The 20,034-nt window shown below is 65.9% G+C and carries 18 protein-coding genes and 2 riboswitches; of the genes, 11 read left to right on the top strand and 7 right to left on the bottom strand.

What is annotated here, in order from left to right; translation table 11 throughout:
• Nucleotides 1–9: 9 nt before the first annotated feature.
• The 3 genes from hutI to BMX78_RS07490 all read left to right on the top strand — a co-directional run bounded on the left by hutI (nucleotide 10) and on the right by BMX78_RS07490 (nucleotide 2,987).
• Nucleotides 10–1,221 carry an imidazolonepropionase gene (hutI, locus tag BMX78_RS07500; protein ID WP_091418281.1) on the top strand — a complete coding sequence of 404 codons (1,212 nt, stop codon included), beginning with the start codon at nucleotides 10–12 and terminating at the stop codon, nucleotides 1,219–1,221.
• A gap of 97 nt (nucleotides 1,222–1,318) precedes the next feature.
• Entirely contained in the window at nucleotides 1,319–2,107 is a 789-nt protein-coding gene (locus BMX78_RS07495; protein ID WP_091418280.1) for a DeoR/GlpR family DNA-binding transcription regulator, read from the top strand.
• Between the two features lie 100 nt (nucleotides 2,108–2,207).
• Nucleotides 2,208–2,987 (top strand): CPBP family intramembrane glutamic endopeptidase, encoded by a 780-nt coding sequence (locus BMX78_RS07490; RefSeq protein ID WP_091418278.1) that lies wholly within the window; start codon nucleotides 2,208–2,210, stop codon nucleotides 2,985–2,987.
• 334 nt (nucleotides 2,988–3,321) lie between these two features.
• Here the strand turns inward: BMX78_RS07490 and BMX78_RS07485 are convergent, their stop codons facing one another.
• Together BMX78_RS07485 and BMX78_RS07480 are read right to left on the bottom strand one after the other, a co-directional pair.
• Nucleotides 3,322–4,887, bottom strand: a complete 1,566-nt coding sequence (locus tag BMX78_RS07485) for an HNH endonuclease signature motif containing protein (protein ID WP_091418276.1) — start codon at nucleotides 4,885–4,887, stop codon at nucleotides 3,322–3,324.
• 443 nt (nucleotides 4,888–5,330) lie between these two features.
• Entirely contained in the window at nucleotides 5,331–5,969 is a 639-nt protein-coding gene (locus BMX78_RS07480) for a VOC family protein (protein WP_091418275.1), read from the bottom strand.
• 166 nt (nucleotides 5,970–6,135) lie between these two features.
• A riboswitch (SAM riboswitch) is annotated at nucleotides 6,136–6,252 on the top strand.
• A 44-nt stretch (nucleotides 6,253–6,296) separates the two neighbouring features.
• Here BMX78_RS07480 and BMX78_RS07475 point away from each other — a divergent pair.
• The 4 genes from BMX78_RS07475 (at nucleotide 6,297) to BMX78_RS07460 (ending at nucleotide 11,753) form a co-directional block, all read left to right on the top strand.
• Nucleotides 6,297–7,622: a bifunctional o-acetylhomoserine/o-acetylserine sulfhydrylase gene (locus tag BMX78_RS07475; RefSeq protein ID WP_091418273.1), complete on the top strand. Its 1,326-nt coding sequence runs from the start codon at nucleotides 6,297–6,299 to the stop codon at nucleotides 7,620–7,622.
• A gap of 109 nt (nucleotides 7,623–7,731) precedes the next feature.
• Nucleotides 7,732–7,847, top strand: a riboswitch (SAM riboswitch).
• A gap of 12 nt (nucleotides 7,848–7,859) precedes the next feature.
• Complete coding sequence (metX, locus tag BMX78_RS07470; protein ID WP_091418271.1) at nucleotides 7,860–8,975, top strand: homoserine O-acetyltransferase MetX; 1,116 nt, start codon at nucleotides 7,860–7,862, stop codon at nucleotides 8,973–8,975.
• Between the two features lie 177 nt (nucleotides 8,976–9,152).
• Entirely contained in the window at nucleotides 9,153–10,535 is a 1,383-nt protein-coding gene (locus BMX78_RS07465; RefSeq protein ID WP_091418270.1) for an MFS transporter, read from the top strand.
• 99 nt (nucleotides 10,536–10,634) lie between these two features.
• Nucleotides 10,635–11,753: an alcohol dehydrogenase catalytic domain-containing protein gene (locus BMX78_RS07460; RefSeq protein WP_091418520.1), complete on the top strand. Its 1,119-nt coding sequence runs from the start codon at nucleotides 10,635–10,637 to the stop codon at nucleotides 11,751–11,753.
• 22 nt (nucleotides 11,754–11,775) lie between these two features.
• Here BMX78_RS07460 and BMX78_RS07455 read toward each other — a convergent pair whose 3' ends face one another.
• Nucleotides 11,776–12,675, bottom strand: a complete 900-nt coding sequence (locus tag BMX78_RS07455) for a LysR family transcriptional regulator (RefSeq protein ID WP_091418268.1) — start codon at nucleotides 12,673–12,675, stop codon at nucleotides 11,776–11,778.
• 139 nt (nucleotides 12,676–12,814) lie between these two features.
• Here BMX78_RS07455 and mmsB point away from each other — a divergent pair, with 139 nt between their 5' ends.
• Nucleotides 12,815–13,717: a 3-hydroxyisobutyrate dehydrogenase gene (gene mmsB, locus BMX78_RS07450; protein WP_091418266.1), complete on the top strand. Its 903-nt coding sequence runs from the start codon at nucleotides 12,815–12,817 to the stop codon at nucleotides 13,715–13,717.
• Between the two features lie 13 nt (nucleotides 13,718–13,730).
• The gene (locus tag BMX78_RS07445; protein WP_091418265.1) at nucleotides 13,731–15,215 is read left to right on the top strand and encodes a CoA-acylating methylmalonate-semialdehyde dehydrogenase; all 1,485 of its coding nucleotides are present in this window, start codon (nucleotides 13,731–13,733) and stop codon (nucleotides 15,213–15,215) included.
• 94 nt (nucleotides 15,216–15,309) lie between these two features.
• Here the strand turns inward: BMX78_RS07445 and BMX78_RS07440 are convergent, their stop codons facing one another.
• From BMX78_RS07440 to BMX78_RS07430, 3 genes are read right to left on the bottom strand one after another with little or no spacing between them, the layout of a single operon-like run.
• Complete coding sequence (locus BMX78_RS07440) at nucleotides 15,310–15,840, bottom strand: hypothetical protein (protein WP_091418263.1); 531 nt, start codon at nucleotides 15,838–15,840, stop codon at nucleotides 15,310–15,312.
• 32 nt (nucleotides 15,841–15,872) lie between these two features.
• Nucleotides 15,873–17,036 carry a winged helix DNA-binding domain-containing protein gene (locus BMX78_RS07435; protein ID WP_091418518.1) on the bottom strand — a complete coding sequence of 388 codons (1,164 nt, stop codon included), beginning with the start codon at nucleotides 17,034–17,036 and terminating at the stop codon, nucleotides 15,873–15,875.
• 49 nt (nucleotides 17,037–17,085) lie between these two features.
• Complete coding sequence (locus tag BMX78_RS07430; protein ID WP_286138856.1) at nucleotides 17,086–17,883, bottom strand: SGNH/GDSL hydrolase family protein; 798 nt, start codon at nucleotides 17,881–17,883, stop codon at nucleotides 17,086–17,088.
• 149 nt (nucleotides 17,884–18,032) lie between these two features.
• Between BMX78_RS07430 and BMX78_RS07425 the strand changes: the two genes are divergently transcribed.
• Complete coding sequence (locus BMX78_RS07425; protein ID WP_091418259.1) at nucleotides 18,033–18,683, top strand: alpha/beta hydrolase; 651 nt, start codon at nucleotides 18,033–18,035, stop codon at nucleotides 18,681–18,683.
• A gap of 60 nt (nucleotides 18,684–18,743) precedes the next feature.
• On the opposite strand, the gene BMX78_RS07420 is transcribed toward BMX78_RS07425, so the two are convergent.
• Nucleotides 18,744–18,971, bottom strand: coding sequence for an RNA-binding S4 domain-containing protein (locus BMX78_RS07420; protein WP_091418257.1), 228 nt, complete (start codon nucleotides 18,969–18,971; stop codon nucleotides 18,744–18,746).
• Nucleotides 18,972–19,003: 32 nt separating this feature from the next.
• Here BMX78_RS07420 and BMX78_RS07415 point away from each other — a divergent pair, with 32 nt between their 5' ends.
• Nucleotides 19,004–20,005 carry a DMT family transporter gene (locus BMX78_RS07415; RefSeq protein WP_091418255.1) on the top strand — a complete coding sequence of 334 codons (1,002 nt, stop codon included), beginning with the start codon at nucleotides 19,004–19,006 and terminating at the stop codon, nucleotides 20,003–20,005.
• Nucleotides 20,006–20,034: the final 29 nt, after the last annotated feature.

Below are 20,034 nucleotides of genomic sequence, written 5' to 3'. Positions count from 1 at the left end.
AATGGTCCTATGAGCACCCTGATCACCAATATCGCCGAGCTGATGACCCAGGACCTGGACCACCGGGTCTTGAAAGATGCCGCTGTGGTGATTGAAGGCGAGCGCATTTCGTGGGTTGGTGCCGCAGCCGACGCTCCCGCTGCGGATGACGCCGTCGACGCCGGCGGACGTGCCGTGCTCCCCGGGTGGGTGGACTCGCACACCCACCTGCTGTTCGCCGGCGACCGGACGGCCGAATTCGAGGCGCGGATGGCGGGTGAGTCCTACTCCGCCGGTGGCATCGGGGTGACCATGAACGCCACCAGGGCAACGTCCGACTTCGACCTCACCCGGCTGGCGCTGGGCCGTGTGGCCGAAGCTGTCTCGCAGGGAACCACCTACCTTGAGACCAAGACCGGGTACGGCCTGGACGTTGAGCATGAAGCCCGGAGCGCGCGCATCGCCTCCACGATTGCGGACCAGGTGACATACCTTGGCGCGCACCTTGTCCCCGCCGGGCAAGATCCGGACGACTACCTGGATCTTGTGTGCGGACCGATGCTCGCCGCCGTGCGTCCATATGCGCAGTGGGCCGACGTGTTCTGTGAGACGGGGGCGTTCGACGCCGAGCAGTCCCGCCGGGTCCTGCTGGCCTGCCGTGACGCCGGCCTGGGACTGCGCGTCCACGGCAACCAGCTCGGCGAGGGGCCCGGTGTCCAGCTCGCGGTTGAGTTCGAAGCCGCCAGTGTGGACCACGTGAATTACTTGGCCGACAAGGACGTGGATGCCCTGGCCGGGACCTGGGCGGGGTGGGATGCCGCCACCGGAACCGGTACCCGCGGCACGGTGGCAACATGCCTGCCTGCCTGCGACCTCTCAACCCGCCAGCCCCTTGCCCCGGCACGGGAACTCCTCGACTCCGGTGTCCAGGTGGCGCTCGCCTCGAACTGCAACCCGGGCACGTCCTACACGAGCTCCATGGCCTTTTGTGTGACGACCGCGGTGCTGCAGATGCATCTGAGTGTCCACGAAGCCGTCCGGGCTGCAACCTACGGCGGGGCTCTTGCGCTCGGGAAGGACAAGGGGAACGACGCCGATGGCGAACGGGCGGTGGGTTCCATCGCCGTCGGACACCGTGCTGACCTCCACCTGCTGAACGCGCCGTCCGCGACGCACCTTGCGTACCGCCCCGGCATGCCGCTGACGTACGCTGTATGGCGGGCCGGAGCCCGGGCTCGCTGAAACCATCCCTCAAATTGACGTTAGATGATCATTTGGGTTCTGTTATGATCAGAAAACGTCATCGATGCTGGTGGCGGGAGTATCTGGAGGCACTTGCATGACCCGCACCGACCGTCTGACGGCAATCCTTGACCTCCTCGCCAAGACCGGCCAAGTGGAGGTCGATGAGATCGTCAGCACCCTCCACGTCTCGCCTGCCACGGCCCGGCGCGACCTGGACAGCCTGGCCAAACGCCGGCTGCTCACCCGGACCCGGGGTGGCGCCACAACGGGTGCCCTTGCGTACGACCTGCCCGGCCGGTACAACCGGGATGATCACGCCGAGGCCAAGCAGCAGATCGCCCAGGCCGCGTCCCGCCTCATAGCTCCCGGCGCCGTCATCGGCCTCTGCGGTGGCACCACTAGCACCGTGCTGGCACAGATCCTGGCTACCCGCGAGGACCTCAACGCGCCCTCCAACCAGCCCACCCTGACGGTGGTGACCAACGCCATCAACATCGCAGGGCAATTGGCCGTGCGGCCCAACATCAAGGTCATGGTCACCGGCGGAATCCTGAACCCGAGGTCCTACGAACTGGTGGGCCCCTACACTGACATCATCATGCAGAAGGTGGTGCTGGACATCGCCTTCATCGGTGTCAACGGCATCGATCCCGAGGTAGGGCCAACCAATACGGGGGAGGGCGAAGCCTCGGTCAACGCCCTGCTGGCCAGCCGCGCGCGCGTTTCCTACGTGCTGGCCGACTCCTCCAAGGTTGGCGTGCGTGCCTTCGCCACCATGGACGGGTATAACTTCACCCGCCTGATCACGGACTCGGGCATCTCGGCGCGGGACAAGGCGGCATTCGAGGCCAACGGCACGGAAGTGATCGTCGCCGGCAGCTGAAGCTTTGAGCTGGAACCATACTTAGGCGCTGATCCCGCGCCGCCACGTGTGACCGCCGGCCAATCAGCCTGGATCCAGAAACTGCAGGCAAGATGGGTACATGCTGGTTCCCTCCCGCCGTCGTCTGCGGATCGAAGTCTGGATTGTCTTAGGCCTGTCCTTGGGGCAGTCTGCCGTGTACTCAGTGGTGCAGCTCCTGGACAAGATGACCCGGGCGCCGCTGGCGGAAGGTACCTCCACTCTCAACCGTTCGCAGAGCACGCGGGAGTATTTCGACCTCACCTACCAGCTGCTGGACATCATTTTCGCGCTGGTGCCGGTGCTGCTGGTGATCTACTTCCTCACCGACCAGCGGCACGCGGCGGCAGGTGACGGCGGCAACCCCGGTTCCGCATTCCGCAAGCTGGGCTTCAACTTTGCACGCCCGGGCCGGGACATGTTCCAGGGGCTGGGACTGGCGGCGCTGATCGGCATCCCGTCCCTTGGCCTGTACGCCGCGGGCAGGGCGCTGGGAATCACCACCGCGATCATTCCGAGCGCACTGGGCGCCTACTGGTGGACGGTCCCGGTGCTGATCCTGTCCGCGATCCGCCACGCAGTGGTGGAGGAAGTCATTGTGGTGGGGTACCTGCTGGACCGGTTTGGGAAGTTCGGCTGGAGCGTACCACTGTCCATTATGGTGAGCTCGCTGCTGCGCGGCAGCTACCACCTGTACCAGGGCTTCGGACCATTCATCGGCAATTTTGTGATGGGGGTGGTCTTTGCGTGGCTGTATACCCGGACGCGGCGGGTGATGCCGCTGGTGATCGCCCACGCACTCCTGGACATCGTGGCGTTCGTGGGATTCAGCCTCTTCGGCAGGGCCGTCGGACTGGGTTAGGGCAGGCAAGCTGACGCAGCAAGGTTGAAGCGCCCAGGCTGACGCGGCCCAGTTGACGCGGCCCAGCTCACACGGTTAGGCCTGACGCGGCCCGGTTGACAGGGCTAGGCCTGATGCGGCCCGGTTGACAGGGTTAGGCCTGAAGCGGCCCAGTTGACACGGTTAAGCCTGAAGCGGCCCAGCTGACACGGTTAGGCCTGAAGCGGCCCAGCTGACAAAGCAAGGTTCGGTCGACCACTGTTGAGCCTTGTCGGAGTGCTTCACCCGCCCAGCCCCGTATGCCGGCATGCGTGATCTGCAGGTCGTCGGGCGGCCCTCTTAGATTCCGGGTTCGCTAAGAGCGGCCGTGGAGGAACCGCTCGAGTTCTTCTTCTCCTGGGGAGGGGCAGTAGACAAAGTCCGGGGGCAGGCAAGTTGGATTGAGGCGGACAGGCAGCAGTTGCTCTGGCTGCTGTTGTCCTGGCTTCGATTGTTGTGGCCAGTGGGGTGGTTCCCAGTCCTGGTGTTCGCTTTTGTAGTGCCGGCCTGTGGGTGAGGTCCAGCCGGGTGGTTCGGTTTTCGTGGCCGGGGTGGGTTTCCAGCCGCTGGTGTGGCGGAGTTTGTGATGCTTCGGGCAGGGTTGTCCCAGGTTCGATACCCCGGTGCTGCCGCCGTTGGCCCAGGCGAGAATATGGTCAGCCTCGTTGTCCAGGGATGGGTTGTTGCAGCCGGGGAACGGGCATTTGCCGTCCCGCAGCCTCAGCCATTGGCGCATCGCCTTGCTCACCCGGTAGCTGGTCCGGCCAATCTCCAACGGTGCGCCGTCCCGCGGATCTACCAGCACACGGTAGAACGAGGCGGCACCATCAGCGATGAGCCTGCGCGCCATCGAGGGTGGAATAGGCCCATACCCGTCCAGCATTGCCGGCTCATCAGTCTGGCCCATCAGGGCGAGGGCCGGCACGGTGACCAGCACCTGCGCCCGGATCCCCGACAACGGGCCCGGCGCCGCATCGGCGCTGGTTCCGGCATCGGCACCGATGCCGTTGCCGTTGCCGGGCAGAGCATGGGTTCCGTCGGCACCGCCTGCATGGGCACGCCCGGAGTGGTTGCCGCTGCCAAGAATCGCTTCGGTAAAGTTGTCGGCCGTTAACTGGGTGAGGGTGCGGGACTCGTCGGGTCCTTGCATCCCGCGGGCGAGGGCGGTGAGCCGGTTCCAGCCCGCCATCGCCTGGTCCGCGGGCAGGCAGGCGGACAGCCAGGCCATCCCGTCCCGATCCGGCCGGTATTCCACCCGCCGGTCCGCCACACCCTTGGCATGGCGTTTCTCGATGGATTCGGGGTGGTGGCGTTCCCGCCAGTTCCTGGCCTTGGCACGGAACCGGTACGCGGGCAGCTCCCCGATCGGGGCAGCCGCGGCCGGCCGGGGCACGTCCGGGTCCAGGAAGTGGGCCTCAAATGCGGCGGCACCGGCGGGGTCAAGGCCGGCTGTTTCCTCCACCACGACCAGGGCATGCGGCCAGGTGATCGTCCCGGACTGCAACGCCGAGAACGCCAGCGGCAACTCCTTGGACACAGTATGGGACGCGGCCAGGAACGCACCGGCTGCCCGGGGACCGAGGGCCAGGAGGGCTCCGATTTCCGCGGCGACAGCCATTTCCACTCCCTGCACCGGGGCGTCCGGCCCCGCAATGGCGTGGGCAGTGTCCGCATACGTCACGGCAGCCCGGGCCTTCACAGCGGCGATCCCGGCCTCAGCGGTCCGCGCCCCGGCGAGGATGTCCAGGCACCCATCCGCCAGCCCGGCTAGCGGATCAGCATCCGAGAACGGCTCCGACCCACACCCATCCACCTCGGAATTGAGCACAGCAAGGGCGGCCTTGATGTCCTCAAATGCCTTCACCACTGCCGCTTTCCCCATAAACCAATCATCGTGAGGGGGTCTGACAAAACAGGGTCTTCAGAAGCTGTCCCAGGAAATTTCTTCAAACGTTTTTTGACGCTTTCCATGGAAGCCCAGGACACCAGGTGGTGGCGCGTTGCGGGGAAAGCTGCGGGAGGTGGTGGCGCGTTGCGGGGAAAGCTGCGGGGGGTGATGGCGCGTTGCGGGGAAAGCTGCGGGGGGTGATGGTGGGTTTCTCTTCAACCCGGAAATCGGGATCCTTCAGACGATCGGGGAATATGGCTGCCGGCCCAGACTCAATCCCGGACGGGTTCGGGACATGGATTCGGCCGCCATCAACTGGTGACGCCGTTGTCACCGGCTGATGGCGGCCGAAGTTTGGAAGGACAGGGTGCCCAGGCGATAACCGGGGCGCACCACTACGATGCCCGGGCGGGGCGGCCCGGGCATCGGACGGAGGGTCAGATGGTGACGGCTCCGCTGGCGGTTTCGAAAGTGACGGACAGGATGCCGGGCGTACCGTGCGGCGCCACCCAGTCAACGGCCACGTCTTCGAGGGGCTTTTCCACCGGCTCGCCCAGCCACTCGGTGACCCGTGCAGCCGACCCGGCAATGGTGAGGCAGCTCATCTTGACGTTGCTCTCGTAGGCGTTGGACGGGTGCAGGGACGGATCGCCCTCCCACTTGAGCATGTAGGGAACCTGGGGGTCGGCGATCAGGCCGAGGATCCCGATCTGCTTCCAGACCAGTTCGCGGCCGTCAGGAAACTTGCGGTTGCCGTTGACGGCCGAGCGTCCAAGCCGCTCTTCAAACGGGGCGAGGTCGTCCACTTCGACGCACCAGCCCATCCAGCCGCCGCCCGCAGCAGACCGGGCACGCACTGCCTGTCCAAACGGCGCCTTGTCCGAAGCAGGGTGGTCCAGGACCTCCACGACTTCGAGGTATTTGTGCCCGGCGAGGGGGATGATCATGTTTCGGGTGCCGAACCGGGGGTGTACCCCGCCCTTCACTGCCTCGACGCCGAGGGCAGAAGAAATACGTTCGGTGGTGGCCGCCAGGCCATCGTGTTCACAGGCGTAAGAGACGTGATCCATGCGCATGCCATCATCTTGGCACTTTGTGATCGGGCTCTCAGCTAAGGGTACCCTTACTGGGATTTTCGCTGGTCAGGCCCCACAAATTCGCACCAGGGCACGTAAAGATGTCCAGGACCATGTTCGTCACAATGCTGTCGGGCGTACTCTGCGTGTTCCTACACTGGGTTCAGGTCATGAGTGCCAGCGTCAAGCCCCGGCTCGCTGGCCGGCAACCCTCCACCCGCGGTGGGGTGCCCCGGGTGAGGACCTGGCTGTCCGGCAAGAGGCCGGATTGCAAGCGCGGCCCGCAGTGCTTCGAGCATGCCGGGCCCATGTCAAAGGAGCCTTGAAATGTCCAACGGATGGTCCTTCGAAACCCGCCAGATCCACGTCGGCCAGGAGCCGGACAGCGCTACCGGCGCCCGCGCCCTCCCGATCTACCAGACCACGTCCTTTGTGTTCCCCAGCGCGGAAAGTGCCGCCAACCGCTTCGCCCTGGCCGAACTGGCTCCCATCTATACCAGGATCGGCAATCCGACCCAGGAGGCTGTGGAACAGCGGATCGCCAGCCTTGAAGGCGGCCTGGGGGCCCTGCTGCTCAGCTCCGGACAGGCCGCAGAAACATTCGCCATCCTGAATATCGCCGAGGCCGGAGACCACATCGTGGCGAGCCCAAGTCTGTACGGCGGTACTTACAACCTCTTCGCCCACACTTTGAAGAAGTTCGGCATCTCGGTCACCTTCGTTGCGGACCCGGACAACCTGGACCAGTGGCGCGACGCCGTCCAGCCCAACACCAAACTCTTCTTCGGCGAAGTAGTTTCCAATCCCCGCCAGGACGTCCTGGATATTGAGGGGATCTCCGAGGTGGCCCACCGGGCAGGCGTGCCGCTGATCGTGGACAACACCCTATCCACCCCGTACCTGATCCGCCCGCTCGAATGGGGCGCGGACATCGTGGTGCACTCGGCCACCAAGTACCTGGGCGGGCATGGTTCTGCCATCGCCGGCGTCATTGTGGACTCCGGGAAGTTCGATTTTGGCAAAGACCCGGAGAAGTTCCCGGGTTTCAACACTCCGGACCCCACCTACAACGGGCTGGTCTACGCCCGCGACCTTGGCGCCGATGGAGCATTGGGCGCCAACCTCTCCTACATCCTCAAGGCACGGGTCCAGCTCCTGCGAGACCTGGGCTCGGCGGTATCGCCCTTCAACGCCTTCCTCATCGCCCAGGGCTTAGAGACATTGAGCCTGCGGGTGGAACGTCACGTGGCCAATGCCACCGAAGTTGCGCGCTGGCTGGAAGGAAGGGACGACGTCGAATCCGTCGCCTACGCGGGCCTGCCCTCCAGCCCCTGGTACGAACGGGGCCGGAAGTACGGACCCAAGGGGACCGGTGCCATCGTCTCGTTCAACCTGGCCGGCGGGGCCGAGGCGGGCAAGCGCTTCGTGGACGCGCTGGAACTGCACTCCCATGTTGCCAACATCGGCGACGTCCGCTCCCTGGTGATCCATCCGGCGTCGACCACCCACAGCCAGCTCTCGCCGGAACAGCAGGCAGTTGCGGGCGTCACCCCCGGCCTGGTGCGCCTTTCCGTGGGAATCGAGCACATCGATGACATCCTGGCTGACCTCGAAGCCGGCTTCCGCGCGGCCAAGGAGGCCAGCGGCGCCTGACCACCGGCACCAGCGGCGCCCGACGATGGCCACAGCGGCGGCAAGCCGGCAAGTCACAACCAGTCACACTCTTGGCGGCAGGCGGGGGCTGTTTCGTACACTCAATGCAGGTCATGAGTGCCAGTGACAGCCCCGGCTTGCTGGCCGGCAACCCTCCTTCCGCGGTGGGGTGCCCCGGGTGAAGACCTGGCCTGCCGGTCAGACGACGGCAGGCAAGCGCGTAGAAGAGGTCTTGCCATGACGGTTACCGTCACCCGTACAACTGTCCCCGAACATGGGATTGTCCGCTATGCCTCCATTGGGGATTTGAAGCTGGAGGGCGGCGGCTACCTGCCGGATGTCACCCTGGCCTACGAAACCTGGGGCACGCTCAACGCGGACGGCAGCAACGCTGTCCTGATCGAGCACGCGCTCACCGGCAGCACGCACGTGACCCGCGGCGACACCACCGAAGAAGGCTGGTGGGAGCAGCTCGCAGGCCCCGGCGCTCCAGTGGATACCGACCGGTTCTTCGTTGTCTCCATCAACATTGTGGGCGGCTGTTACGGGTCCACCGGGCCGTCCTCGCCGGCACCCGACGGCAAGCCGTGGGGCTCCCGTTTTCCGCTGGTAACCCTCCGGGACAGCACCGTTGCGGAGGCCCGGCTGGCGGACCAACTGGGTATCAGCAGCTGGTTCGCGGTGCTGGGCGGATCCATGGGCGGCGCACGGGCCCTGGAATGGGCCGTGACGTATCCGGAACGCGTGCAGCGCTGCGCCGTGATTTCCGTGGGGGCCGCGAGCACCGCTGAGCAGATCGCCTTCGCCCAGGCGCAGACGCTCGCCATCCGCCAGGACGCCAACTTCAATGGCGGCGACTACTACGGCGGCCCACTCCCGGAGGCGGGCCTGGCCCTGGCCCGGCGCATAGCCCACATCACGTACCGCTCACCGGGGGAGCTGGACGGCCGCTTCGGCCGGACACCCCAGGCCCCGGAATCGCCGCTCCAGGGCGAGCAGATCGCGGCCCGCGGCCGGTACCAGGTGGAGAGCTACCTGGACCATCAGGGCAGCAAACTCGTCCAGCGGTTCGACGCCAACAGCTACATCGCCATTACCGAAGCGCTGATGAGCCACGACGTCTGCCGCGGCCGCGGGCCGCTTGAGCAGACCCTGTCCCGTGCCGGTGCGCGCTTCTTCGTGGCTGCCGTGGATTCGGACCGGCTCTACTTCCCGTCCCAGTCCCTCGAACTGGCCCGCGCGCTCCCAGGGGACGTGGAGGTCCACTTCATCGAGGCACCCATCGGGCATGACGGATTCCTCACTGAAATCGGCCAACTGGGCAACCAGCTCCGGGTGCACCTCTCGGCATAACCGGCCTGCCATCCACAGGATGTGCATAAATGCAGATAGGCTCTGCAGGATTCGCCGTTGAGCTCTACGGATTGGCGGACGATACTCATTTGGACCCGGCGGCGCGTGGCCAAAATCACACGTACCCGCCTTAGCCTGTCCCAGTGGCGTCGAAGAGGACGCCGAAGGAGTTCATGAATGAGTACGGAAAAGTCCGCCGCACAACGGTCCGGGGAAACCGATGTCAAGGCGTCAGGCCTGCGAAAAGTTGTAGCAGCCTCCATGGCCGGAACGGTGGTGGAGTGGTATGAGTTCTTCCTGTACGCCTCAGCAGCCACTTTGGTGTTCGGGAAGATGTTCTTCCCCAATTCCGGAACCGAGCTGGACGGCATCATCGCGGCATTCGTCACGTACGCCGTCGGCTTCGTTGCCCGGCCTGTAGGCGGCATTGTCTTCGGCCACTTCGGAGACAAGTTCGGCCGGAAGCAGCTCCTGCAGCTGAGCATCATCCTGGTAGGCGTGGCCACCTTCCTGATGGGCTGCCTGCCTGGTTTTGCCCAGATCGGTTACTGGGCTCCGGCGGCACTGGTGTTCCTGCGCTTCGTCCAAGGATTCGCCGTAGGTGGCGAATGGGGCGGGGCTGTTCTGCTCGTCGCCGAGCACAGCCCCAACAAGTCGCGCGGTTTCTGGTCCAGCTGGCCGCAATCCGCCGTCCCGATGGGCAACCTGCTAGCCACCGGCGTGCTGTTCATCCTGTCCTCCACCCTTTCGCAGGAGGCGTTCCTCGGCTGGGGCTGGCGCGTGGCCTTCTGGCTCTCGGCAGTGATCGTCGTTATCGGCTACTACATCCGCACCAAAGTCCAGGATGCCCCCATCTTCCTGGAGGCCCGCAGGGAGGTCACGGAAGAGAAAAAGGGTTACGGCGTGGCCGAGGTCTTCCGCCGTTACCCGAGGGGTGTCTTCACCGCCATGGGCCTGCGTTTTGCCGAGAACATCCTCTACTACCTCGTGGTGACTTTCTCAATCACCTACCTGAAGGTCGTTGTCCAGACCGACACCTCCCGCATCCTGCTGCTGCTGCTCGTGGCCCACTTCATTCACTTCTGTGCGGTCCCGCTTGTTGGCAAAATGTCTGATGCCTTCGGCCGCCGCCCGGTCTACATGGCGGGAGCTGTCCTGGGCGGAACGTGGGGCTTCTTCGCGTTCCCCATGATGGACACCGCCAACGACCTCGTCATCCTGGCCGCGATCACCATCGGCCTGCTGTTCCACGCACTCATGTACGCCGGGCAGCCGTCCATTATGGCTGAAATGTTCCCCACCAGGATGCGGTATTCGGGCGTTTCGCTGGGCTACCAGGTGACCTCTATCGTGGCCGGTTCGCTGGCACCGATCATCGCCAGCTCGCTGCTGGGCAGCTTCAAGTCCTCCACACCGGTGGCGCTGTACCTGCTGGGTGCCTGCATCGTCACAGCGGTCTCTGTCCTCTTCCTCAGGGAAACCCGCGGAATCTCGCTGCGGGATGTCGACGCCGCGGACGCCCAGGGCACGGCTGACCTTCTGGCAGCCACCAAGAAGTAGTCCTCGCGGAACAGCAAGACGGAAATGGCAGCTGCCCGGACCGCACGTCCCCGCCGGTCCGGGCAGCTGCCTGCCCCCAATTTCAAGGTAAGGAACCTCATGCGAGCAGCCGTCCTTTATTCCACCGTTCCCGCCGGCACCAGCTATGGCAAAGCGCAGCCGCTGGTGGTCCAGGAGCTCAGCCGGCCCGAACCCCGCGCCGGCGAAGTGGGCGTAACCATCGCCTACTCCAGCCTGTGCCACTCGGACCTTTCGGTAGTGGACGGTTCCCGCGTCAGGCCGCTTCCCATGGCGCTGGGCCACGAGGCCGTGGGACGGGTCGCCTCTGTAGGCGAAGGCGTCACGGACGTGTCCGTGGGGGACCACGTGGTCCTCGTGTTCGTCCCGAGCTGCGGTTCCTGCCGTGCTTGCCGTGCGGGGCGGCCCGCCCTGTGCCACCGCGCAGCCGAGGTCAACGGTTCCGGCGACCTTTTGCATGGCGAGGCCCTGCTGCGCACGCCCGAAGGGGAGCGGATCAACCATCATCTGGGGGTTTCGGCGTTCGCGGATTATGCCGTGGTGGCCCGTGAATCGGTGGTGGTGATCGACGACGACGTCCCCGACACCATCGCGGCGATGTTTGGTTGCGCCGTGCTCACCGGGATGGGAGCCGTCCTCAACACCGCGGCGGTTCAACCAGGTCAGTCCGTAGCCGTTTTCGGCCTCGGGGCCGTGGGGCTTTCGGCAGTCATGGCTGCGGCGCTCGCAGGCGCCTCAGCGGTGATCGCCATCGACCCCAACACCAGCAAGCACGGGCTCGCCTTGAAGTGCGGGGCAACAGCGGTGGGAACTCCCGACGACGCTGCCCGGCTGATCGCGGAAGCTGCAGGTGATGGTGTGGATACGGCCATAGAAGCTGTGGGCTCAGCCCGGGTCATCGCATCATGCCTCGAGCACGTGACGCGTGGGGGCGCCGTGGTCTCGGTAGGGCTGCCGCATCCGACGGCGGAACTGACGGTGCCTGCGCTCCAGTTTGCCGGAGCGGGCAAGCGGCTGCTGGGCTCGTACATGGGCGACGCCGTACCGAACCGGGATATCCCTCTCTACCTGGGGTACTGGCGTGAAGGCCGGCTTCCCGTTGAGCTGCTGCACACCGACACGAGGCCCCTTGCCGAGATCAACGAAGGCCTCGACGCGCTCGCCGCAGGGCAGGTGGTGAGGCGCCTTTTCCAGGCCTGACAATGTGCTGCGGGTGACAGGGCTAAGCTGCCAGAAGATCCTGCCGTTCCGCCACTTCCTCCTTCAGCGCAGCAATCACGGCTTGAACCCGGGCGGACCGCAGCGATTCCGGCCGTGCCACGGCCCAGACGGGAATCTGGCGCTGGAATGCGTCCGGGAGCACCGGAACGAATTCCGGACTCTGCGCCACCATAAAGTTCGGGAGCAGTCCGATCCCGCCGCCGCGGCGTACCGCCTCCACCTGGGCAAAGATGCTGGTCGCCTGGAAGCTGGATTTCGGCACCGGAAGCTGCGAGGACCGGTGGCCCAGTTCGGCAACCTGGAGTGCCGACTCAACGTAAGAGACGAAGCCGTGCTGCCCCACGCCGTCGGGCGTTTCCGGCAAACCCCGCTCCTTGGCGTAGGCGGGGCTTGCGTAAAGCCGCAGGAAGTAGTTGGTCAGGAAGATGGCCTGGGCATTGCTCACGTCCGTGCGGCCCACCACCACTTCCAGGTCCACGCCGGAGCGGTTCTGGCTGACCTTGCGTGTGGCGCTGAGCATCTCCACATTCAGCAACGGGTGCCGCTGCTGGAGACGGACCAGCGCAGGAGTCACGAACTCGGCGCCGAAACCGTCAGAGGTGCTGATGCGCACCATGCCGGACACGGCGTCCCGGTCCTGGCCCACAACGGCGGCCAAAGAACCGAGCGTTTCCTCGATCGTTTCCGCCGCGGCCACCGCCGACGCGCCCAGCTCCGTCAGCTCCCACCCGTGCGGACTGCGCTCCAGCGTGCGGCCGCCCAGTTGCTTGTCGAGGGCAAGGATCCGCCGCGAGATGGTGGTATGAGTGGTGCCCATCGTTTCGGCGACGGCGTTGAAGCGGCCCAGCCGGGCCACCGTGAGCAAGATCAGCAAGTCGTCCGGACTTGGAAGCCGCGCCACCCGGTATCCCTTCTTTCGTGTGCATCAGTGCACATACCGTCTGTGAATTTTCCCCTTGATTGCACTGTAGCAGGGTGTGATGGTGGACACAGACCTTCCGGCTGCTCCCGGCCGGAGGCACAGCAAAGGAGCTTGGGCGATGGCAGTAATCGGTTGGATCGGTTTGGGAAACATGGGCGGATCCATGTCGGCGAACCTCGCAAAAGCGGGGCATGACGTCCGCGGATTCGACCTCAACCCGGCCGCCCTCGCCGCTGCGGAGGCCGAAGGGGTAAAGCCGGCGGGGAGCATCGCGGAGGCAGTCACCGGCGCGGACGCCGTGTTCACCATGCTTCCCAAAGGTGAGCACGCAAAGGCCGTCTACCTGGGAGTGGACGGCGTGCTGGCACACGCCGATGCGCGCACACTCCTGGTGGATTCCTCCACCATTGACATTGCGGCAGCAAAGGAACTGCACGACGCCGCCGCTGCCGCCGGCTTCCGCTTCGTGGACGCCCCTGTCTCAGGCGGGATGAGCGGCGCCAAGGCAGGGACACTGACGTTCATGGTGGGCGGTGAACCGGACGCCGTGGCTGAGGCCACCACGTACATCGGGCCGATGGCCGCCAACATCATTCCCACCGGCGGAGCCACCACCGGCCAGGCGGCCAAGATCTGCAACAACCTGATGCTCCTGATCAACCTGGCTTCCACGGCCGAGGGTGCAGTGCTGGCGGACCGGCTGGGCCTGGACAAGAAGGTGTTCTGGGACATCGCCTCCGTGTCGTCCGGGGACAGCTGGGCCCTGCGCACCTGGTACCCCGTTCCCGGCGTGGTCCCCACCGCCGCATCCAACAACGACTTTGCTCCCACGTTTACTGCCGAGCTGGCGAACAAGGACATTGGCCTGGCCATCAGCGCTGCGGAGGACACCGGCACGCCGCTCGAAATCGGCAGGCACGTTCAGCAGCTCTACCAGCGCCTTATCGACGCGGGCGAGTCCGGCAAGGACTGCTCCATGATCATCAAGCTCGCCGACGGTTCCCTGGATTCAGCAAAGTAGAAGAGAGACTTCCATGCAAACCATTCCGCATTACATCAACGGCAGCCGGGTTGCCGACGCCGAGCGCTTCGGCCCCGTCTTCAACCCCGCCACCGGGGAGCAGGAGAAGCAGGTGGCCCTGGCTTCCGCGGCCCGCGTAGAGGAAGCCATCGCCGCGGCCAAGGCGGCGCTGCCGGCGTGGCGGGCAACGAGCCTGGCCAAGCGGACCAATATCTTTTTCCGGGTCCGGGAAATCCTGACCCAGCGCAAGGCCGAACTGGCCGCCATCCTGACCAGCGAACATGGCAAGGTACTTTCCGACGCCGAAGGCGAGATCTCCCGCGGCCTCGAGAACATCGAGTTCGCCACCGGACTGTCCCATATGCTCAAGGGCGAACGCTCGGAACAGGTCTCCAGCGGCGTGGACGTCCACAGCGTCCGGCAGCCGGTGGGCGTGGTCGCCTGCATCACCCCGTTCAACTTTCCGGCCATGGTGCCACTGTGGATGATCGGCAGCGCCTTGGCCTGCGGCAATACCGTGCTCCTGAAGCCCAGCGAAAAGGATCCGTCCTCAGCGGTGTTCATCGCGGAAGTCTTCGCGGAGGCAGGCCTGCCTGCCGGCGTACTGAACGTGGTCCAGGGCGACAAGGAGGCGGTGGACGTCCTGCTCGAACACCGCGACGTCAAAGCCGTCAGCTTCGTGGGCTCGACGCCCATTGCGCAGTCGATCTACAAGCGGGCCGCGGACCACGGCAAGCGGGTCCAGGCCCTGGGCGGGGCCAAGAACCACATGGTGGTGCTGCCTGACGCGGACCTGGACATGGCCGCGGACGCCGCCATCTCAGCCGCCTATGGCTCGGCGGGGGAGCGCTGCATGGCGGTCAGTGTGCTCGTCGCCGTCGGGAGCATCGCCGACGACCTCGTGGCCGCCATCAAGGGCCGGATGGCCACCCTGAAGATCGGCCCGGGCACCGACCCGGCGTCGCAGATGGGCCCGCTGATTACTGCCGAACACCGCGACAAAGTGGGCTCCTATGTGGCAGGTGCTGAAAACGAAGGCGCCATTGTGGTGGTGGACGGCCGCGAACAGCGGTTTAATTCAAACGGGTTCTTCATCGGAGTCAGCCTGGTGGACCACGTGAAGCCGGGCATGAGGGTGTACGACGACGAAATCTTCGGCCCGGTCCTGTCCGTGGTGCGGGTGGATACCTACAGCGACGCCGTCAGCCTGGTCAATGACAACGAGTTTGGCAATGGGGTTGCCATCTTCACCCGCGACGGCGGTGCCGCACGCCAGTTCGAGTTCGACGTCGAAGCAGGCATGGTCGGCGTCAACGTGCCCATTCCGGTTCCCGTGGGCACCTTCTCGTTCGGCGGCTGGAAGAACTCGCTGTTCGGCGACACCCATATGTACGGGCCGGACAGTATCCGGTTTTACACCCGTGGCAAAGTGGTCACCACGCGGTGGCCGGACCCGGCAACGTCCGTCATCGACCTGGGCTTCCCCCAAGTGGATTAGTTCCGTTTTCAAAGGGCAACGCGGGGTCACTTCCGGCCCGAAAATCCGGAGTTATCGGGCATCTAGTGACCCCGCGTTGCTCTGAAAAGAGGGCCTAGCCGTTCATGATGTCGCTGCGGCGGCTCATGTACTCCTCCATGGAGAGCTCACCGTTGCTGTACTGCTGATCCAGTTCGGCGAGCTTGCGCGCGCGGTAGCCTTGCGGGGCCGACGGCGGCGGGGGAGTCGCGGGGGCAGCGGGCTGCTGCGGGGCTTCTTCGCGCTGACCGTAGCCGGGTTGTCCAGGCGTCGGCAGCGGCTGGCCGTAAGGCGGGAACTGCTGGCCCATGGGCGGGACCGGCGGGAGCGGCTGGACCGGCGGCAGCGGCTCGCCCGGGAGCGGCTGCGGCCGGTCAAGCTGCCGGAATCCGCCGCCGAAGTAGTCCTGCTGGGTGAACCCGTCCCGGGGTTGATTGCTCTGCGGGCCATTGGAGCCGGGATACATCCCGCCGCCGGGAAACTGGTCCGGGTAGCGTCCGGAGAAGCTTTGTTCGTGGTTCCTGCGGGCGACGGACTTCCGGTACATCCGCATGGCCATCGGGATCAGAAATGACAAAATGATGATCCAGAAAAACAAGTTGCTCACGGTGCCGTGCCTCTCATTGGTGTCCTTCCAGCTTAAGCCCCGGACTCCAGGCGGATGGTGGGAAGCCCTATAAAGGCGCTGTACCTCTCCACGGCGTCCTGCACCGCCGCGGCCAGGGCAGACCCGGGAGTTTCAGCCCGGGAGAGCCGGATATCGAGCTCGCAGCGGCCAGGGAACAGCGTGTGCCGCCACGAGCCGGCCATCCGCCCGTCCAGCAGCACCACATGCATCGGCTCGCCCTGGAAGGGGAAGGCCGGCGCACCGCCGCCCATATAGTGCCGCGTGGCGGAATAGCCCATCACGTACTCGTCGTAGCACTGGATCAGGTCGATCCGGGGGCGGGGTTCCGAGGTACTTTCGGCTTCCCCGTCGCTGCCACCGGGACGTCCGGCGGCGTAATAGTGCACGACGCCGTCAATTGCTGTTTCAGCCAGGGCTTCCGGATATGCCTCGCTAGCAAGTTGCAGGCCCTTCCGGACGTCCGTCATGGTCAGCCCGGACCAGTCGGCGCAGTCCTTGACAGTCGCCGGGCCGCGGCTGGTGAAGTAGCGGCGGGCAAGTTCCGCCGAAGCTTCCGGCCGGGTCACCCCGGGGCTGGCGGGCACCCGTTCGTCAAAGAGCGCGTACGTCTGTTTCAGTGCCCCGCCCGGGCTGCGCACCGGCGTGCCGCTGGCCAGGACGCCGCTGATTTCGGCGTGCATGATCAGGTAGGCGAGCTCCAGGCCCTTAGCCGGGAACCCGGCGTCGTGGAGCCTTGCTGCCAGTCCGTCCCGGGTCAGATGGTTACCGCCTGACACCGCGCTGCCCAGGACTTCCGCGCTACGGGCGGCCGCGGCCGCGTCAATACCCGTACGGCGATAGGTTGCTGCGTTGATTTGTTCCAGCCGTGGCTCGGAGAGTGCACGGAGCCAGCGGAGATCGTCCCGGTGGACAAAATGCCAGGTGGGCCGCAGGATGTGGGTCCGCAGGATCCGGCCGTCCGCAACCGCCTGCTCGAGGTCCGCCGCGCCGGCGCGGACGGCTCCGGCATCCCCGGCCGCGGCCCCCACGCGCTGGACCAGACTCCACCTGGCGTAGGGAAACTCCTGCGCCTGCACCGCCAGCAATGACTGCAGGGCGGCTTCCGGCGAGGCAGCACCGGGCCCGTGAAGCATCTGGGACCGCAGCCGCAGCCGCACCACATCGCGCGGTTCCATGTCCACCACGCTATTTCAACTGCCCGCCCCGCCGGCCGCCATCACTACGCTAGCGCCGGGCCGCCTCGGTGGTTCCCAGCGGACCCTCGCCCGAACCCAACGGAACACCCGGGCCGAACACAGGTCCCGGCGTCGGCCGTTTTGGCATGATGCCGTCCCCGGAGGACTGGTGCCGCAGGCGGCGCAGAACCCAGGGCACAAAGTACTCGCGGGCCCACACCAGGTCACCGGACCGGGCCTCGCGCCAGGTCCGCGACGGCAGCGGTTTGGGCACCAGCGGTTCCAGGGTGTGGTCAACGTTCAGGGAATCCAGGACCATGGCCGCGATGGTGTGGTGGCCCAGCGGCGAGAAGTGCAGCCGGTCCACATCCCACATCTGGGGGTCGCTGAGCTGGCGCAGGGACCACATGTCGGCAATGATGGCGTCGTGCAGGGCCGCCACCGTCCGCAGGTTCTCGTTGTAAATGGCCACCTTGCTGCGGATCCTGCCCAGCACCGAGGACCCCGTGTCCGGGCCGTTGAAGAGAACCACGGTGGCACCGTCCATGGCCAGCAACTGGACCACTGAATCGAGCTTCTCGGCCAGCGCATCGGGGTCGCCGCCCGGGCGCAGCAGGTCGTTGCCGCCCGCGGACAGTGTCACCAGGTCCGGCTTCAGCGCCAGGCACGGTGCGAGTTGCTGGTCCACGATCTGCTGCAGCAACCGGCCGCGCACTGCCAGGTTCGCGTAGGCGAAGTCGGGCTTGGTGCGGCCCAGTTCCTCCGCCACCCGGTCCGCCCAGCCGCGGTAGCCGCCGGGGCTGGAGGGCTCGGGGTCGCCAATGCCCTCGGTAAAGGAATCGCCCATGGCCACATACCGGGTCCAGGGGTGGGATCCGGCCGGGGCAGTGGACGTTGGGATGCTGGTTGTATCAGTCACGGTCCTATCCTGCCTTCCGTTTCGCGGGCTACGCGAACGTAGGTTGTTACCTTTGGGTAACTGTAAGAATGGAAACCATGACTGAAGCCGAAGTATTTCCTGCCCCTGTTGTTCTGTGGTCCCATCCTGAGGACCAGCGCGACGGAAAGCCGCTGCTGGTGCTCCTGCACGGTTACGGCGCCAACGAACAGGACCTGCTCAGCCTGGCCGACCTGCTCCCGGGTGACTTCACCGTCGCATCGGTCCGGGCCCCGATCGCCATGGGCCCCGGCTTCACCTGGTTCCCGCTCACCGCATCCATCGACTACTCGCTGGACCGGGTCAAGGCCGCTTCGTCCTATGTGCTCGACTGGATCGACGCCATCCGGGTGGGCCACCCGTCGGTGACCCTGCTCGGCTTCTCGATGGGCATGGCCATGGCCACCACGCTCCTGCGGCAGCGGCCCACTGACTTCGCGGCCGTCGTCGGACTCTCAGGCTTCGTGGTGGACGCCGGGGACGATCCTTCGTTCAAGGACGACGAACTGGACGGCACCATCCCCCTGTTCTGGGGACGGGACCAGCAGGACCCTGTGATTACCCCCGACAAGATCGAATACACCATGGGCTGGGTCCGCAAGCACGTCAAGCTCACCAAAGTGCTGTACACGGGCATGTGGCACGGGATCAACCAGCAGGAGATCGGGCACGTGTCCGAGTTCCTCACGCACGAGGTACTCAAGAAGTAGGAGTACGACGGCGGGCGGCGGCTTGAGGCAGCCAGGCCCGCCGGGTGCCGAGTCGGTGCGTCAGGCCTCCGGCGCGACGACCTTCACCGTCTGGTTGTTCACGGTGACAGTGTCCCCGTGGTGCAGCTGGCGGCCGCGGCGGTCATCGATCTCACCGTTGACCTTGACGAGCCCGTTCTTGATCAGGTCCGCCGCCTCCACACCGTCCTCCACGAGGTTGGCGAGCTTGAGGAGCTGGCCAAGGCGGATCATGCTGTCGCGGATGGGTACCTCTTCAACGTTGCTCATGAAGCAATAATGCCTGACGTAATGTGGATTCAATGACCTCCACCCACCGCCTGCCACTGCTCGCAGGCCTGCCGCTGGCGGTGGGCTCGGGCCTTGCCATTCCCGTCCAGGGCCGTATCAACGGTGCGCTGGGAGCCCGGTTGGACGACGGCATCGCCGCGTCCGTGGTGAGTTTCAGCACAGGCCTCCTGCTGATGATCCTGATTTCGCTGGTCCTGCCGCGCGGCCGCGCCGGGCTGGCCAGCATCCTCCCCGCCGTCCGGAGCAGGGCCTTTCCCCGCGTCTACGTCCTGGCCGGCGGCATCGGCGCGCTGTTCGTTTTCGCCCAGTCCTTCACGGTGGGCATCCTCGGCGTTGCCCTCTTCACCGTGGCCACCGTCACGGGCCAGACCGTCAGCGGACTGCTGGTTGACCGGCTGGGCATCGGGCCGGCGGGCAAGAAATCGGTCACGGGGATCCGGATCATCGGCTGTGTGCTGACCATCGCCGCCGTCGCCTGGGCCGTTTCGCCGCGGTTCACAGGGGCCGCGGCGGCAGGCGGCACGGGAGCAGGTGCACCCGACGCCGGTCCGTCGGCCCTGCTGCTTCCCCTCCTCCTGCCCGTGCTGGCAGGGTTCCTGATGAGCTTCCAGCAGGCCATGAACGGAACGGCCACCATCCATTACGGCACTCCCATTGCCGCCACGCTGGTCAACTTCGTTGCCGGCGGCCTGGTGCTGTGGACGGCCTACGGCATCAAGCTGGCCGTGGCCGGGCCGGGCAACCCGCTGCCGGGGGAGTGGTGGTACTACGTGGGTGGGCCCATGGGTTGCGTGTTCATTGGCCTGGGTGCACTGCTGGTCCGCAGCCTGGGCGTGCTGGTCACTGGCCTTGGCATGATCGCCGGCCAGCTGCTGGGCTCGCTGGCGCTGGACGTGATCCTCCCGGCGCCGGGAACCGTGGTGGCGCCGGCCACCGTGCTGGGCACCATCCTCACCCTGGCCGCCATCGTCCTGGCAACCCTGCCCTGGCCGCGGGGAGCGCTCCACAGGTAGGCACCGGTAGGCTAGGACACGCAGCTTTT

The organism is Arthrobacter sp. OV608, assembly GCA_900110595.1.
Taxonomy (GTDB): Bacteria; Actinomycetota; Actinomycetes; order Actinomycetales; family Micrococcaceae; genus Arthrobacter.
Note: the sequence above shows the minus strand (reverse complement) of the source record. Positions and strands in the feature narration are given on the sequence as shown.